This window comes from Bacillus sp. GW823-FHT06A11, assembly GCF_058795355.1.
Genome location: NZ_JBXAHS010000003.1, coordinates 909,297 through 925,317, shown reverse-complemented (window position 1 = coordinate 925,317; position 16,021 = coordinate 909,297). Strand labels below are relative to the sequence as shown.

General features: G+C 34.1%; 15 protein-coding genes and 3 pseudogenes. 16 read left to right on the top strand and 2 right to left on the bottom strand.

What is annotated here, in order from left to right:
* Positions 1 to 2 precede the first annotated feature (2 nt).
* Entirely contained in the window at positions 3 to 293 is a 291-nt protein-coding gene (locus AC1Q8L_RS18900; protein ID WP_000171773.1) for a DUF3784 domain-containing protein, read from the bottom strand.
* Positions 294 to 385: 92 nt separating this feature from the next.
* Here AC1Q8L_RS18900 and AC1Q8L_RS18895 point away from each other — a divergent pair.
* From AC1Q8L_RS18895 to AC1Q8L_RS18860, 8 genes and pseudogenes are all read left to right on the top strand, one after another.
* Positions 386 to 466, top strand: a pseudogene (locus AC1Q8L_RS18895) (GH25 family lysozyme); the annotation flags it as partial.
* A gap of 136 nt (positions 467 to 602) precedes the next feature.
* On the top strand, positions 603 to 1,376 hold the full coding sequence (gene bla2, locus AC1Q8L_RS18890; protein ID WP_000742481.1) for a BcII family subclass B1 metallo-beta-lactamase: 774 nt from the start codon (positions 603 to 605) through the stop codon (positions 1,374 to 1,376).
* 738 nt (positions 1,377 to 2,114) lie between these two features.
* Positions 2,115 to 3,401, top strand: coding sequence for a hydroxylamine reductase (gene hcp, locus AC1Q8L_RS18885; RefSeq protein ID WP_016512509.1), 1,287 nt, complete (start codon positions 2,115 to 2,117; stop codon positions 3,399 to 3,401).
* An 864-nt stretch (positions 3,402 to 4,265) separates the two neighbouring features.
* Positions 4,266 to 5,582: a condensation domain-containing protein gene (locus AC1Q8L_RS18880; protein ID WP_000415483.1), complete on the top strand. Its 1,317-nt coding sequence runs from the start codon at positions 4,266 to 4,268 to the stop codon at positions 5,580 to 5,582.
* 464 nt (positions 5,583 to 6,046) lie between these two features.
* Entirely contained in the window at positions 6,047 to 6,367 is a 321-nt protein-coding gene (locus AC1Q8L_RS18875) for a PadR family transcriptional regulator (protein ID WP_000429488.1), read from the top strand.
* A gap of 75 nt (positions 6,368 to 6,442) precedes the next feature.
* Positions 6,443 to 6,784, top strand: a complete 342-nt coding sequence (locus tag AC1Q8L_RS18870; protein WP_000891986.1) for a DUF1048 domain-containing protein — start codon at positions 6,443 to 6,445, stop codon at positions 6,782 to 6,784.
* Between the two features lie 170 nt (positions 6,785 to 6,954).
* Entirely contained in the window at positions 6,955 to 7,716 is a 762-nt protein-coding gene (locus AC1Q8L_RS18865) for an ABC transporter ATP-binding protein (protein ID WP_000063326.1), read from the top strand.
* Positions 7,717 to 8,466, top strand: a complete 750-nt coding sequence (locus tag AC1Q8L_RS18860) for an ABC transporter permease (protein WP_000837816.1) — start codon at positions 7,717 to 7,719, stop codon at positions 8,464 to 8,466. It abuts the gene before it with no gap.
* A 163-nt stretch (positions 8,467 to 8,629) separates the two neighbouring features.
* Here the strand turns inward: AC1Q8L_RS18860 and AC1Q8L_RS18855 are convergent, their stop codons facing one another.
* Positions 8,630 to 9,592: a helix-turn-helix transcriptional regulator gene (locus AC1Q8L_RS18855; protein WP_000755059.1), complete on the bottom strand. Its 963-nt coding sequence runs from the start codon at positions 9,590 to 9,592 to the stop codon at positions 8,630 to 8,632.
* Between the two features lie 109 nt (positions 9,593 to 9,701).
* On the opposite strand from AC1Q8L_RS18855, the gene AC1Q8L_RS18850 reads away from it, so the two are divergent.
* From AC1Q8L_RS18850 to AC1Q8L_RS18815, 8 genes and pseudogenes are all read left to right on the top strand, one after another.
* Positions 9,702 to 10,181: a GyrI-like domain-containing protein gene (locus AC1Q8L_RS18850; RefSeq protein WP_000801053.1), complete on the top strand. Its 480-nt coding sequence runs from the start codon at positions 9,702 to 9,704 to the stop codon at positions 10,179 to 10,181.
* Positions 10,182 to 10,327: 146 nt separating this feature from the next.
* A complete protein-coding gene (locus AC1Q8L_RS18845; protein WP_001036208.1) occupies positions 10,328 to 10,585 on the top strand; it encodes a DUF3963 domain-containing protein in 258 nt (85 codons plus the stop codon).
* Between the two features lie 151 nt (positions 10,586 to 10,736).
* Positions 10,737 to 10,902 (top strand): annotated as a pseudogene (locus AC1Q8L_RS18840) (LysE family translocator); the annotation flags it as partial.
* 169 nt (positions 10,903 to 11,071) lie between these two features.
* Entirely contained in the window at positions 11,072 to 12,556 is a 1,485-nt protein-coding gene (locus tag AC1Q8L_RS18835) for a WD40/YVTN/BNR-like repeat-containing protein (RefSeq protein ID WP_080017633.1), read from the top strand.
* A 40-nt stretch (positions 12,557 to 12,596) separates the two neighbouring features.
* A pseudogene (locus tag AC1Q8L_RS18830) lies at positions 12,597 to 12,791 on the top strand (hypothetical protein); the annotation flags it as partial.
* Positions 12,792 to 12,969: 178 nt separating this feature from the next.
* Positions 12,970 to 13,731: a glycosyltransferase family 2 protein gene (locus AC1Q8L_RS18825; RefSeq protein ID WP_000141008.1), complete on the top strand. Its 762-nt coding sequence runs from the start codon at positions 12,970 to 12,972 to the stop codon at positions 13,729 to 13,731.
* 574 nt (positions 13,732 to 14,305) lie between these two features.
* On the top strand, positions 14,306 to 15,028 hold the full coding sequence (sigI, locus tag AC1Q8L_RS18820) for an RNA polymerase sigma factor SigI (protein WP_002094101.1): 723 nt from the start codon (positions 14,306 to 14,308) through the stop codon (positions 15,026 to 15,028).
* On the top strand, positions 15,018 to 16,021 hold a 1,004-nt coding region (locus AC1Q8L_RS18815; protein WP_416084213.1), incomplete at its 3' end, for an anti-sigma factor domain-containing protein. The genes sigI and AC1Q8L_RS18815, both read left to right, overlap by 11 nt.

Below are 16,021 nucleotides of genomic sequence, written 5' to 3'. Positions count from 1 at the left end.
TTTCACTGCACCATGCGTGTATTTACATAAGCGGCGATAATAAAGTGTCCAATTAGAGTGATAGGAATAACGATTGTGACATTAGGCGTAGTGAAGACACTACCGATTGTCGCAATGACACCAGCAATTAAATTATAAAGACCTACTATTTTTGATAGTTTCACTTTATCAGGCACGCGGCGTTCGTTGAATCCTGATAAGAGCCAAGTGTACTGCTTTACTCCGATGAAATAAGCTAGTGCAAATGAAATGATTGCTACTATAAATAATGTTGGTGAAGCGAAGAGAGTCATTGCAAACACCTCCGTTAATGGGCTATAAATAAATTATAGTCCGAATGTTATAATTTAACAAAATATAATTTTGGTTTTAAGTGTAATAGAAAAATAGAAAAGAAAAGTATATTGATTTGAATGTATTTTATGGGAATGAGGAAGAGTTTGAGAATTATGGAATGGAAGATTAAGTTTTAAAGCGTACAAAATTTTGTACGCTTTTTTGTTAATTACATAAAAGTATGCAAATGAAGATGGAACAAGCATTTGAGATGAATTGTCTAATATAGGTAATTACTATTTAGCTTGAAAGAAAGGGTTGATAACATGAAAAAGAATACGTTGTTAAAAGTAGGATTATGTGTAAGTTTACTAGGAACAACTCAATTTGTTAGCACGATTTCTTCTGCACAAGCATCGCAAAAGGTAGAGCAAATAGTAATCAAAAATGAGACGGGAACCATTTCAATATCTCAGTTAAACAAGAATGTATGGGTTCATACGGAGTTAGGTTATTTTAATGGAGAAGCAGTTCCTTCGAACGGTCTAGTTCTTAATACTTCTAAAGGGCTAGTACTTGTTGATTCTTCTTGGGATAACAAATTAACGAAGGAACTAATAGAAATGGTAGAAAAGAAATTTCAGAAGCGCGTAACAGATGTCATTATTACACATGCGCACGCTGATCGAATTGGCGGAATAACAGCGTTGAAAGAAAGAGGCATTAAAGCGCATAGTACAGCATTAACCGCAGAACTAGCAAAGAACAGTGGATATGAAGAGCCGCTTGGAGATTTACAAACAATTACGAGTTTGAAGTTTGGCAATACAAAAGTAGAAACGTTCTATCCAGGGAAAGGACATACAGAAGATAATATTGTTGTTTGGTTGCCACAATATCAAATTTTAGCTGGAGGCTGTTTAGTAAAATCTGCGGAAGCTAAAGATTTAGGAAATGTTGCGGATGCGTATGTAAATGAATGGTCTACATCGATTGAGAATGTGCTGAAGCGATATGGAAATATAAATTCGGTAGTACCTGGTCATGGAGAAGTAGGAGACAAGGGATTACTTTTACATACATTGGATTTATTAAAATAAGAAATTGTAGAAATACAAAAGAAAGGAGAAATAATTTTCTCCTCTCTTTCTTCTAACTATATTTAAATGCTGAATCTGTCGATTACGTCAGCATATATTACTGAGATTTTAATTCCAAGTATACAAATACTAGTACTGTCATAATTGCAATAACAACGTAAGTAGCATCAAGCATTATAAGTGTTTTTAAAGTTTCAGTCATCGTAATTCACCCCTGTTATAAAAATATAACATGATCTTTTTATTGATTAGATAAGAGATCATAAAGATAAAATGTATATGAAATTTCTTAAGTAGCTTCTATATAAATATATCATATAAATAATGTAAGTAATGTTAAGATAATGTAAATGCATTGTAAATAAAAAGGTTTACAATAAAGACTTTAATAAAAAATGATAGTTCCTTAAAATGACAAATGCGCTCTTCTTTCTATTGAATGATAGAAAGAAGAGCGTATTTTTATATCTATTTCATATGTGATGAATTGCAACTATTTGTACATTTGATTCAAAAATTTTTTTCGTTGTATATATTTCTCCAAATTAATTAGCTATTTAAAAGTATCGAAAGATGTGTGTACACTAATGCATATTTTTTAGTGTCAATAAAAATATTATGTCAACAATATGAACTGTCACAAATCTTTATATATTATTGTGATTGATATCACATCACTTTTTTTCAATGGGTATTATGCTTAAGGTGTAATGAATGATTGGGAGAGGGTGGGATGATATGTTTTGTTATCAATGTGAACAAACGCCAGCAGGCGGATGTAAAGTAATGGGTGTGTGCGGCAAGAATGAAACGATTGCGAGTTTACAAGATACGATTGTGTTTGGGCTAAAAGGAATTGCAGCTTATCGCACACATGCTGCTCAGCTAGGATATACGGATGCATTTGTAGATGCTACAACACAAGAAGCTTTATATATGACATTAACAAATTCTAACTTTAACGAACAAGAGCATATTGATATGGCTATGAAAGTGGGGAAATCAGCTTTACGGGTGATGGAATTATTAGATGAGGCACATACGAATCATTTTGGTGTGCCAGAGCCTGTACAAATTACACAAAATCGTGTAGAAGGTAAAGCAATTGTAGTTACGGGTCATAATTTATTTGCACTAGAAGAACTATTAAAGCAAACAGAAGGAAAAGACATTAATATTTATACGCATTCTGAAATGCTACCAGCACACGGATACCCGCAGCTGAAAAAATATAAACATTTAAAAGGAAACATCGGTAAGGCATGGTATGATCAAAGACGCCTTTTTGAAAAATTTACTGGTGCCATATTAGCTACAACGAACTGTGTTATGCCAATTAAAGGCTCGTACTCTGATCGATTCTTTTCATATGACATTGCAGGTTTAGAAGGTGTACAAAAAATTGAAAATGATGATTTTACACCATTAATTCAAAAAGCACTAGAACTTCCAGAAGTACATATGGAGTCGGATGAACAGTTAGTGACAGGGTTTCATCATAATACAGTATTATCATTAGCTCCAGAAATTATTGATGCAGTAAAAGAGGGGAAAATAAAGCGTTTCTTTGTTATCGCCGGTTGTGATGCACCGGGAAAAGGCGGAGAATATTATCGTGAATTAGCAACGTCACTTCCGCCAGAAACGGTTATTTTAACAACTTCTTGCGGAAAATTCCGCTTTAATGATGTGGATTACGGTGTTGTACCTGGTACGGAAATTCCGCGTTACATTGATTTAGGACAGTGCAATAATTCAATTTCTACAGTGAAAATAGCGGCTGCTTTAGCTGATGCTTTCCAATGTGAAGTGAATGAATTGCCAGTAAGTATTGTGCTATCATGGTTTGAACAAAAAGCGGTTGCCATTTTACTCGGGCTATTTAGTCTTGGGATTCAAGATATTCGCATCGGTCCAAAGGCTCCTGAATTTATTTCACCTGGCGTGCTTGATGTATTACAAGAAACATTTGGTTTAAAACTAATTACAAATGCAGCAGAAGACATGGCTATGATGTTATCGTAACGGAAAAGATGTTTTCACTTAATTGTAGCTTTATAAATCATTTGTATGTGTGTGAGTAAACGTACATACAAATGATTATTAATAAAGAAAATCGCTATATCTATAAATTTTATAAAGCTTTTAAAGTGTAACACCACATGCCCATCACCTTAAGATTTTAAGTATCCCCAAAACGAAATTTCTACATGAATATCTATAATTTTACCTCTTTTTCATTTGATTTGAAAATAAGCTTTCTATTTTTAAAAACCAACGATACCACCTCAAATTATATGAATAAAATCCATTCATTTATTAGGAAAATGGATTGAAAATAATAAGGTAGACTAAAAAGTAAAATATTATTTATGATAATCATTCTTTTATAAAATTTAAATTGGAAATAGCCCTACTCATTTTGATTGCGCATCTTCAAAATGGAGGGGCTTTTCTTACTGTAAAATCAATAACTGCAGCTTATTTTGTTGAAAAAATTCTCATTCTTATTTTGAAAGTGATAGGGGTACATTTACATGCACATCAATCTTTTATGATGAAGTGGCCCTTGAATATATTATTTTTTATTGACAGACATAAAAACGATTTATTTGCTATATTGATAATTTATAGACGTTATAATAAAATGTTTACGTATATATAAACTTAATTTATTCTTGTTTGGTTTTGTTGTGAGGTTAGGCAGTGTTGATAACAATAAAATAATGAATATATCACCTGCAAAAAGAATGAAACCAATACGGAGAAGATGATTTCGTTAAAAATTCGAAAAATAAGCGTTATTAGCTCTTGAAGAAAAATGACTAGAAAAATTATAAGCATATGGAAAATAGGGTTATACAAAAAGTCCTAAAGGGGGACGGAATTATGGAGAAAAGAAAGTATTCAGTAACACCACAAGATCGAATGAATTATGTATTAGGTCTTTATTCTGCAGATCAACAAATTAATGCAGTTCTTTATTTTCCTGTAGGTATATCCAAGGAAATACTTGAAGAATCAGTAAGGATAACGTTGCAATTGCAACCAGTTTTGAACAGCCGGTTTGTAGAAAATGATATTCCTTACTGGGAGGAACATTCATCTGACACTAACTCATCTATTTGCTTTTTTGCAGAAGGAAATAATCAAGAACTTGAAATAATGGCAATAGATTTTATTAAGGAACCTGGTGATCGTATTCAGGGGCCTATGGTTCAAACGAAATTATTACGGGGCACTACAACAGATATGTTAGTTGTGAAATTGTCTCATCTATGTTCAGATGGTGCAGGAGTCAAGGAATATATTAAATTGCTTGGAATGATATATACTCACCTTTCATTGGGACGGTCTAAGAAGCAAATTATAAAGGAATTTGATAAGGGAAATGAGAGTTGTCGAGATCAATCACATGTATTCAAATACGCTGGAATATCGGACATAAAAAGTGCGTATCGTCCTAACCAAGAACAACAGGCATCGTTATGGTCTTTTCCATCTCAACCTAACAAAAATAAATTTCCCCAAATGTCCGTACGGCGATTGAGCCATGAGCAAACTCTACGTTTAACCCAATGGACAAAAGCTCAACAGGCTACCTTGAATGATGTAATCATGACTGCATACTTCCGAGCTTTATCACATTTCACTGTGTATGCAGAACCTCGCACTGCAGAAAAAATGATTGGCTTGACAATTGATTTACGTCGATATCTGCCTAATAATACAACTGGTGCTATTTGCAACTTATCCGGTATGGAAATGCCAGTGATTAAAATGGAAGACGATGAAACATTTAAGCAGACTCTTGTTCGAGTTAAACAATCAATGGATAAAATAAAGTCTCAAAATCCAGGTCTTTCTTCAGCAGCAGGAATGGAGTTACTGGCAGAAATGAAGCTATCTACAGTGAAGGAAATGTATAATCAGCAATATGAACAGGCTGTACAGATGGGGATGGCGTTGCCATTACTGACAAATTTGGGAGTAATCGCTGAGGAACCTATTCAGTTTGGTGAAATTCAAGCTGAGGACGGGTATATGACATCACCTATTATGTATGCACCATTCTTTTCAATGGGAGCAAGCTCTTATAATGGAAGGCTTACATTTACGATCGGTTATCATGCGCCGGATACATCAAAAGAAAAGGTAGAAAAATTTTTAGATAGTGTTGCTAATCAACTATCAGAAATAAAATAAAAGAGAATACAGAGAACAGATTTCTAATAGAATTGTATTTTGGGAGCTCGTATCATGTACGGATAATCTCTGGAAATTTTCTCTGACCGCACTTGCCTTTATGCTTTATATGCAATGGGAATGGTAGGGAGAAACAGTTTGTATCGTGAAAAAACAAGATATAACGGTATGAAAACAATAAAGCAGAGCTGATTTAAATTACACTTTGAATCAGCTCTGTTTTACTAGTTTGATGGCCCTTACAACAAAAAAGGAGGCTGTATCCGGTTAGGGTAAAGCGGATTTTTAATTTTTTTGAAAATAAAGTTGACATTCACAACTACTTAGTCATACAATGTAGTTGTAATAAGTGATACTGAATAGTGTGGTTTTACTCAAAAGCTATTCAGTAAAAAAATTCGCCTTAGTACTCTGTGATACTGAATATAAGTCAGACAGAATAGGGGGTAAAGGAGGATCAGGACATGGAAAATTTAACTGAAATGCTAAAAGGTTCACTGGAAGGGTGTGTACTGGAAATCATCAGTCGCCGTGAAACGTATGGCTATGAGATTACCCGCCATCTGAATGATCTTGGGTTTACCGAAGTTGTGGAAGGTACGGTGTATACCATCCTTGTACGATTAGAGAAGAAAAAGCTTGTGAATATTGAAAAGAAACCATCAGATATGGGACCGCCTCGTAAGTTTTATTCATTAAATGAAGAGGGCCGCCAAGAGCTTGAATTGTTTTGGAAAAAATGGGATTTTGTATCGTCAAAAATTAACGTCTTGAAGTCAAAATAGGTTCATAAGATAAAATGTTCCGGCCGATACTTTGGGAATTTCTTGTTCGGTTTTATAAAAAAGGAGGAAAATAAGATGTTAGAAATGTTTAAAAAGTTAATTGGTGATAAAAAAGAGTACAAAATGATGATGGCACGAGTTGAGGCTCTGCCAGAGGACTACCAATTTGTATTTAAGAAAATTCAAAACTACATGTGGAATTTCTCAGCGGGTAACGGGATGGATATGTTACACATACAGTATGAATTAATCGATTTGTTTGAAGCTGGTGCAGCAGAAGGAAGACAAGTGCTTGACATTACTGGGGATGACGTGGCTTCCTTTGCTGACGAACTAGTGGCAAATGCTAAAACTTACGTCTCCAAGTATCGTGAAGATTTGAATGAAAGTATTATGAAGAAATTGAGAAAAAAATAAATGGAATAAGTAATACCGACTGATTAGCTGGTTACACATATGAATTGCCACCATAGCTATTCAGTTATATTTTTAGCTTGGTACTAAGTGATACAGAATATCAGTGGTACTAAATAGATAGAGGTAAATAAATTATCTCCGCAAAACATTTTTATAGGGAGGAAAAAAGTATGAGTAATGCAGCGATTTCTGTAAAAGGCTTGAAAAAATCCTTTAAAGACAAGGAAGTTTTAAAAGGGATAGATTTTGAGGTGCAGCGTGGAGAAATTTTCGCGCTGCTAGGCTCAAATGGAGCGGGAAAGACGACAACGGTCAACATCCTTTCGACGCTAATGAAGCAAGATGGCGGTGAAGTAAGTATTTGCGGATTTGATGTACAGCGTCAACCAAATCATGTTCGTCAAAGTATCAGTTTGACAGGGCAGTTCGCAACTTTAGACGGTATGCTGACTGGGAGGGAAAACTTGATAATGATAGCTAGGCTACGTGGTGTTTCCAATCCCGCTCAAGTTGCTGACAATCTACTTGCAAGATTTAGCCTGACTGATGCGGCAAACCAAAGGGCAGATCAGTATTCAGGTGGGATGAAGCGCCGGCTTGATATCGCGATGAGTTTGATTGGGGCGCCAGCAGTTATTTTTCTTGACGAACCAACGACTGGACTCGATCCTGAAGCGCGGATTGAAGTGTGGGATACAGTCAAGGAACTTGCTGATAGTGGTACAACTATTTTGCTTACGACTCAGTACTTGGAGGAAGCAGAACAACTGGCAGACCGTATCGCTATTTTGCATGGCGGAAAAATTATTACGACAGGTACTCTTGCTGAACTAAAAGAGATGTTCCCGCCAGCAAAAGTGGAGTATATCGAGAAGCAACCGACATTGGAAGAAATATTCCTTGCGATCATTGGCAAAAAGGAGGAGATGTAAATGAAAAGTAAAACAGGTGTATTACTAGGTCGTTTAATGCGTAACATTATGCGCAGTCCGGATACAATTATTACAGTAGCGATTACACCGATTATGATGATGCTATTATTTGTCTACGTGTTTGGCGGCGCAATAAAAACTGGAACGGAAAACTACGTTAATTATTTATTGCCGGGAATTTTGCTAATGGCTATCGCATCCGGTGTAGCTTACACTTCCGTGCGACTCTTTACGGATGTAAAGAGTGGGCTGATGGCACGTTTCATTACGATGCCTATTAAGCGCTCATCGATATTGTGGGCTCACGTTCTAACCTCTCTTGTTGCTAATGTACTTACTATCGTGGTGGTTATTCTTGTTGCACTCTTAATGGGTTTCCGTTCCAGTGCTAATATTCTAGATTGGCTCGCGGTAGCTGGGATACTTGGGATGTTTACGCTGGCGCTAACATGGCTAGCTATCATTCCAGGATTGAAAGCGAGGTCTATGGAAGGGGCGACTGCTTACTCGTACCCGCTAGTTTTTCTTCCATTTATTAGTTCGGCCTTTGTGCCTACCGAAACGATGCCAAAAATTGTTCGTGCGTTTGCAGAGAATCAGCCTGTAACTTCAATCGTGAATGCGATTCGTGCTCTTTTATATGAAGGAACTGTTGGAAACGATATTTGGATTGCGCTCGCTTGGTGCGTAGGTATAATGGTCATCTCTTACTTTTTCGCCAGTAAAGCATTTAAACGTCAGTTAGGGTAAGAAACGAGATAAACGAAACCTTCAGGAATAATATATATTTAGAAAAGCACGGGAGATTTTCCGTGCTTTTATTATTTATCATGCTCTCATTGTAGTAAATGAAATGGTATTTAAAAATAGAATAATTGTCCAGTGATAAAGCTTAATATTTGAGGCTCACTGCTTATGGAATGTATAAGCACACTCGTTTTTGTAAATCTGCTAATACTTCATCGGGTATTTCTTTGATTTTAATATCCTTCCCTAGAAAAAGCAGCCAATTTATTATTTCCGTCACTTCATCGGGATTGTTAACATTGATAAAAGTTTTTAAAATGGCTGTGGATTGGTAAGGATTAGTATAAGATATTGAAATTTTTAAAGGATGGTATTTTTTGAACTGGGCAATTGCTGTCGGACCAAGTTCAAGTACAAGGTTAATTGCTTCAGCCTTCTTACTTAGTTTTTCTAAAATCTTTTTCTTATTGAGTCTTTTATTCGTCGTGTATGGTTCGATATTGATGAGATCATCGACAGGAAACATTAACTTCTTTTCTTCTTTTAAGTCAAATCCTTCAATAATCCAATGGCTTTTTTCTTGATAAAGGTGTAATAGATAAATTGGATAAGACTTAATTTCTTCATCTTTTTTAATGGTAATCAATAAATGGTTATCCAAAAGAAGGATTTGAATGAGTTTTTCTAACATAGGATGGGGGAGATCAGAAAGCTCAAGTAGATCGGGATTATGAGGATTAGTTCCTTGGAACAGCAAGAGTTGATTTAAAAGAACAAGGTCATCCTGCTGGGTTTCTGAGATGAGTCCTAGTAGTTTTTCGGCTAAAGATTGACGACTCTTTAGGTAGGGAAGTTGTTGATTCCTCGTAGCCATAAAGGCAATAAAAAGAGCTTTCACTTCATTATCAGTAAAGCGAACAACGGGCAGGATAGAATTATGCATAACAAAATATCCACCCGTTCTCCCAACTTCAGCGACAAGTGGCATTCCCATAGCTTCAATTTCTCTAATGTCTCTAATAGCTGTCGATCGTGATATGTTAAATTCTCGTATGATTTCAGAAATTGTAAAGTGAGAGCGGTTGTTAATATATCGCATAATTGTATTGATCCGTTCAACTTTTTTCATTTTGGTCTCCTAAACAGTATCATTTTTTGACATGGTTTAAAGATATTATAAACGTATCAGATGAAAAGATAAATCGTTTGATTAATAAAAAAAGAGGCAGGTTTTGAATATGAAAAATTATACTATAGAAGAAAAAGATAGCTTTATTGTGTTAGGTATTGGAACTGAAATTAAGAGTGAATACACAAACTTTGCTGGAATAAATAAAGAAAAGGAACACTTTTGGTCGGCTGTTAAAGAAGATGGAAGGCTGGACACTTTAAAAGCTTTAGCTACAAATGAATACATTTTTTCCGTGAGCGAAGCGGTGAATAACAAAATGATGTATTATGCGGGTGTCATGACAGAAGCACAAATAGAAGAAGAATCTAGAGTGATTCAGTTTCCGAGGGGAGAATACTTAGTAGTGAAAGGGGAAGACAAAACGGCTAAAGAGCTAAGTAATAAGCTTACTGGCATCGCCTTCGGTCAAGCTTTACCAGAAGCAAAGGATTTTGCCTATGTTGGTGGACCGAATACAACGGTTGAGATGGGACAGAGAAATGGCCTAGTATTTGGTGAAATGTGGATTCCGGTTGTTAGGAAGTAAAGTGATAAAAGGTGCGAATATGGAAAGTAGAGGCTAACGATCTTGTATTGTTGGCCTTTTTGAAATGAATATAATATTCATATACTGCTACACAGTATGTTCTGATAAAATGGAATAAAAGGGAATTGTTGTAAGGTGGTGGCAGATTGAATAAAAAAAGATTATTTGAGCTATTCATAGTAACGTTTGTTTTTCTATTCCTTCATGTAAGTACATTTACTAATGAAAAATTTAACGATAAATTGGGATCTTTTACTTTCATTGTGCTACTTCTTATGCTTTCTATTTACACTGCATTTATAGAAAAGTATTTTGATGATATACAAAAGTGGATTCGAAATATTACATGTTGCTTTGCTTTATTCGTAGTGGTTTTAGTAGCTCTATGGATAGGTTATTTTTAGTCCTTACTTAAGAGAATGAGAAATATGTGATTACACTACATTCGATCCGATACTATTACTTAGCTGCATCGGTTTATATTAATTTTTTCTCTCCTCAATCATGATAAAATGTACAATAGGAAATTTTATGTAACATAAAGAAGGAAGGTTTATGGTGAGCCTGAGTACTTTGCTAGCTTTTGCGCTTGTTTCACTTAGTATGGTTTGTTCACCTGAGCCTATTTTGATTTATCTTATTTCTCATTCCATTACGTAGGGGCGTATGGCAGGATTTATTTTTTTATTGAGCATCATGCTTGAATTTGTAATTCATATAAATGAAGCAACTTTAGTATTCACTCAAAAATCCATTGTCTATGAAACAACTAGATTTGTAAACGGCTTTAATAGAAAGATGTCTATTGTATTTTTTGCGGCAAGATTAAATAGCTTTTTTGTTACTTTACAATAAAGTATACTTAATATCAGTAATTCATGTAATTAGGGGTGGTTTCTATATTTAGAGAAAATACAAAAAGGATACTTCTGTCATTAGTAACAAATCCAATACTAATAATTGTATACGGAATTTTTTGCTATGAGTTGGCCTTATACTGTAAGTACGGAAGAATGAATTATAATATTTACATTTTGTTATTATGTATAGTACTTTTTATATCCATAACTACATTTACTACAATACGGATGATAAAAAATAGAGAATATGAATCTAAAAAATTAACTAATTCAATAGCATGGAGATCCATTTCTATTATCATTATTGTTGCAATTACATCATTTTATGGGATGCAGATTTATAAAAGTGCAATAAATTACAATGGTAAATTGGCATGGTTTATAGAAAAGTTAAAACATGAAAGGTCAGTTAAACTTAAACATAATAATATATATAAGTCTGGAGTAGAAGGTATTTTTGAAGATATAAATAAAAAATATCCTTTGCCAAAGAAATTGTATATGGCAACTGATTTTGATCTTACATTTCATTCAGATGGAACAATCATAGCGTTTGATACATTTGTTTATGGGAAAAATGATGATGGGAAAGAAGAAACTTATTTAATCTCTTATAATAAGAAGAAGTCAGAAGATATTACTATAATACGAGACAGATACGCAAAGCCTGATTATAATGATGATAAATTAGTAGAACCTTTAATTGAAACGGTTAAGGCGATTCCAGTTAAGCAAACGGTTAGAAAATGGAATGAAAGTAAGTATGGGTTGATTTATTATGGAAAAAGAAATTGGGGATCCAATACAGAGGGAATTATTAATATTACTGAGGATGGTAAGGGGCAGAGTCTTAAAAAAGCAGCTTCTGATATCATTGGATATACTGTATCTATATTTGTCCCTGGAAAAGAGCAAGAGCTAGTCCCTGCTAGATATAATTTAATAAGTGACGCAAGTTGGAGTAAATCAAAGACGCCTCCAAAAGAAGATATGCTTAAAGAGAAGAAACAACAAGATTTAAAGAATGAAAAAGAACAGTTTTTCCTATCGAAAGAAGTTGGTTATAAACTAAATATGACAGATAAAGCATTAGGGAGCGCCTTTTATTCATTAAGCAAGACTAGTGATGAAGGGAAAACATGGGAGGTTATCAATCCAGATCCATTTAATGGGGGGATTGGTAGTGTATCAGGAATCACTTTTATAAATGATAAACTTGGGTTTTTAGGAGCAATTAGGCCTTCTGGTAATGAAGGAGAGTTATATCGCACAGATGATGGGGGAGTATCTTTCAAAAAGGTAGAATATCCGCCGCATGAAGTGAAATTAGATCATACACAGTCCACAATAAGTCCTTTTGATTCACCTAGTATGCCATATGAGAAAGATGGGGTTTTTAATATGTTAGTTGGACAAGGGGCAGATGGAGACTACAATGGCGATAGTAGTGCACTTTATCAATCAAAAGATAACGGAGAGACATGGGAATTTGTAGAAGAAGTGAAAAAGAAATAATCAGAATGTTTTTTTTAAAATAAGGTAACTACTCAGCTATACATTTCATGACGGACAGGAAGAATTTACGAGTGAAATAATTAAAGTTCTTTCTCATGCTGGAGATTGGTTAATATGGTCTATTATTCTTGCATCTTCCATCATGTATACTGTTACTTTATATAAGAATCATCCAGATATCAGAAAAATTATACATGCTCGTTTTGAAGAAATAAAGCAACGAATAAAATATTAATGTAACTAATAAAAAACGTTATTCTTTCTAGTAATTTTGCTTATTTAGAAAGAATAACGTTTTTATTTTTTAATACTCAAGTAATAGTTTACCTGCAGTTCCTATCATATAATTTATTGAATTTTAATATACGTTATGTATAACAGATATTTACCTTATAAAATAAGGGGGGAATATTATGACTGAGACAAACGAATCTTCAGGAGTTAATTTGAAAAAAGATGTGAAGTTTTCTATTATAATTCCTGCGCATAATGAAGAAAAGTACATTAGAAAATGTTTAGATTCAATTGCAAAGGCATCAGAGGCATATAAAGAGCAAACGGAAGTTATAGTTGTTTTAAATCGTTGTACAGATAAAACAGAGGAAATAGCAAAATCTTATAATTGTGTTACATTGAAAAATAACGATAAAAACTTATCTAAAATTCGAAATGCAGGGGCTAAAATAGCTAGTGGAGAAATAATCGTTACTATAGACGCTGATACCATAATGACAGAGTCTATGTTGTTTAATGTAGATAAATATTTAGCTTCAGGTACATACATTGGTGGTGGGGTGAATGGTAAGTTTGAAAGAATATCTTTAGGAATATTTCTCTCCGCAATGTTAATCATAATCCCCTTACTTTTTAAGTACGGAGCTATATCTGTAGGGATTTTTTGGTGCTATAGAAAAGACTTTATGGTAATCAACGGATTTAATGAAAACATGCTTATGGCAGAAGATGCAGATTTCGCTAAACGTCTAAAAGAGTGGGGAAAGAAAAATAATAAGAAATTCGGTACTATTAAAAATGGAATGATAACTTCATGCAGAAGATTTGATACATATGGAGACTGGACTTTACTTAAAAATCCAAAAGTAATTTTAGCTTATCTAAAAGGAAATGATAGAAAATACGCAGATAAGACATATTATGATAACCAAGAAAGATGAAAATAGAGAAAATCGGCAGAGGATAGCTAGTACTTTTTTAGATATAATGAGAATCCAACTTAATTTAATAGATATTATAAGAAAACCATCAATTTGATTATCTTTTTTCAAATTGATGGTTTTTATTTTTGAAATAAATATGTATTTTTTTATGAAAATATTTTTTGACCCCCATAAAACTATGTATTCCTCCGAATATGTATAGTGAAGAAAATAAATAGAAGAAAAATGACTATGAAAGAATATAGAAGCATTAATAAAATTACTAGATTAAGTGGGCATCCAAAATGGAAGGATGAAATTACCAATTATATAAAGAAGAGTTATTCAAGGATTGCAGATAAAATAGAAAGAGAATAAGCAAAACGAACGGTAGAAAATAAGAAAGTAGATAAAAATACAAACTTAACTGTAGTGCTGAGAGAAAAGGAAAAATCATTAAGAAAACGTTAGACTCTAAAAATATAACTAACAGCAAGAAAACAAGACCGAAGAAAAGTACCAAGAAAATCTGGTTAAATGGTCACTTGTGTAGTGGCCATTTTGCTATTTGAAGGAGGCTGGGAGATTACAAGTGTTGAGTTTAGTAATGAAGATCTTAAGAAAACCGAAAATAGAAGATATCGTATGTAACATACAAAACAACGAAGAAGATAAAGAAGCATTTATCGTACAGTATCAGCCTTTTATTAGAAAATCAATCTCATCTGTCTGCCGCCGGTATATTACAGAACAGGATGATGAATATAGCATTGGATTGTTTGCGTTTAACGAAGCAATTGAACAGTATTCATATACAAAAGGAAAATCCTTTTTAGCGTTTGCTGATCTTCTTATAAAAAGAGATGTAATTGACTATATACGTAAGGAGTCTAAACATAACTTTGTCTTTTTAAAAGAAGATGAGCAAGAGGAAATGTTAGAAATGCAAGTGTCGCTTACAGAGTATATGAAAGAGATGGAAAATAGTAACCGTAAGGAGGAAATTCTTCATTTTCAAAGTGTGCTAGCTGAGTTTAAAATCACATTCTCAGAGCTTGCTAAAGAATCTCCTAAGCATCGTGATACGCGTGAGCACTTAATAGAAATTGTAAAAGTTATTATAAAAGAAGAGGAAATGATGGAAGAGCTGTTCCGAAAGAAAAAGTTACCGCTTAAACATATTGAACCGCGTGTTAGGGTAAGTCGTAAAACGTTGGAACGACATAGAAAATACATTATTGCAATGTGTATTATTTTTGCAAACAACTATACATATATTCTGGATTACATAAGAGGGGAAAAGCATGATGAATAAAGGAATTGTGATGGATATAAAAAAGCATAGCGTAGTTGTTTTAACACCAAATGGAGAGTTTATTACGTGTAAAAGAAAAGGGGATTCTTGCATGATTGGGGAGGAAATCTCATTTGATGAGCAAGAACAAAAAGCATCGCATTTTTCGATCCCTTCCTTTTTAAAACCTGCATCAATACTTGTTGCTTGTTTTCTATTTGCAGTGCTGTTTTTCTACAACCAACCAGAAGAAAAAGTATTTGCTTACGTCTCAGTTGATATAAATCCAAGTTTAGAGGTGAGCGTAACGAAGGATTTTCGTGTTATAGATTTACAGGCTTGTAATGATGATGGAAGGCGTATTTTAAAAGAATTGAAGCAATGGGAAAATAAACAATTGCAAGAAGTAGTACGTACTATTATACAGCAAAGCCAAGAGGATAAGTATTTAACGAATGATAAGCAAGTTATGCTAACAGCAGTTGCAAAGGACAAGGCGCTAGAACCACAGTTAGAAAAGGCAATGAAAGAATTGAAGAAAGAATATGAGTTAAAACATATTACAGTTGAATATCAAAGTAGCACGATGCAAGTACGAGAGAATGCTAGAAAAGCTGGAATTGGCACAGGTGTCTATATAAAGCAAGAGAATGAGAAAAACAAATCGCTTACGCCTCCTGCCACGCCGCCTAATCCGGTGGAAAATGAAGAAGAGGTGCAATCACAGCCGGAGTCATCTCCTGATGCATCAATGGATTTATCTCCTGTAGACGAAAAAAAATATGAAAAGCAAGAGCAGAAAGAACAAAAGAAAACAGAGGAACAGTCATCGAAGCAAATAAAAGAAAACAATGGAAGAGGATCTCAGCAAGAAAATAGAGGGAATCAACAGGAGAATAAAAGTAGAGAATCTCAAAAAGGAAATAATGGGAATCAGCAAGGGAACAACGGAAGAGGATCACAACAAGGGAATAATGGAAATGGGCAAGGAAGCAACGGAAGAGGATCACAACA

What these genes read in the sequence shown, in the direction of transcription:
- AC1Q8L_RS18900 (WP_000171773.1), bottom strand. Translation starts at nt 293, where the DNA reads ATGACTCTCTTCGCTTCACCAACATTATTTATAGTAGCAATCATTTCA.
- bla2 (WP_000742481.1), top strand. Translation starts at nt 603, where the DNA reads ATGAAAAAGAATACGTTGTTAAAAGTAGGATTATGTGTAAGTTTACTA.
- hcp (WP_016512509.1), top strand. Translation starts at nt 2,115, where the DNA reads ATGTTTTGTTATCAATGTGAACAAACGCCAGCAGGCGGATGTAAAGTA.
- AC1Q8L_RS18880 (WP_000415483.1), top strand. Translation starts at nt 4,266, where the DNA reads ATGGAGAAAAGAAAGTATTCAGTAACACCACAAGATCGAATGAATTAT.
- AC1Q8L_RS18875 (WP_000429488.1), top strand. Translation starts at nt 6,047, where the DNA reads ATGGAAAATTTAACTGAAATGCTAAAAGGTTCACTGGAAGGGTGTGTA.
- AC1Q8L_RS18870 (WP_000891986.1), top strand. Translation starts at nt 6,443, where the DNA reads ATGTTAGAAATGTTTAAAAAGTTAATTGGTGATAAAAAAGAGTACAAA.
- AC1Q8L_RS18865 (WP_000063326.1), top strand. Translation starts at nt 6,955, where the DNA reads ATGAGTAATGCAGCGATTTCTGTAAAAGGCTTGAAAAAATCCTTTAAA.
- AC1Q8L_RS18860 (WP_000837816.1), top strand. Translation starts at nt 7,717, where the DNA reads ATGAAAAGTAAAACAGGTGTATTACTAGGTCGTTTAATGCGTAACATT.
- AC1Q8L_RS18855 (WP_000755059.1), bottom strand. Translation starts at nt 9,592, where the DNA reads ATGAAAAAAGTTGAACGGATCAATACAATTATGCGATATATTAACAAC.
- AC1Q8L_RS18850 (WP_000801053.1), top strand. Translation starts at nt 9,702, where the DNA reads ATGAAAAATTATACTATAGAAGAAAAAGATAGCTTTATTGTGTTAGGT.
- AC1Q8L_RS18825 (WP_000141008.1), top strand. Translation starts at nt 12,970, where the DNA reads ATGACTGAGACAAACGAATCTTCAGGAGTTAATTTGAAAAAAGATGTG.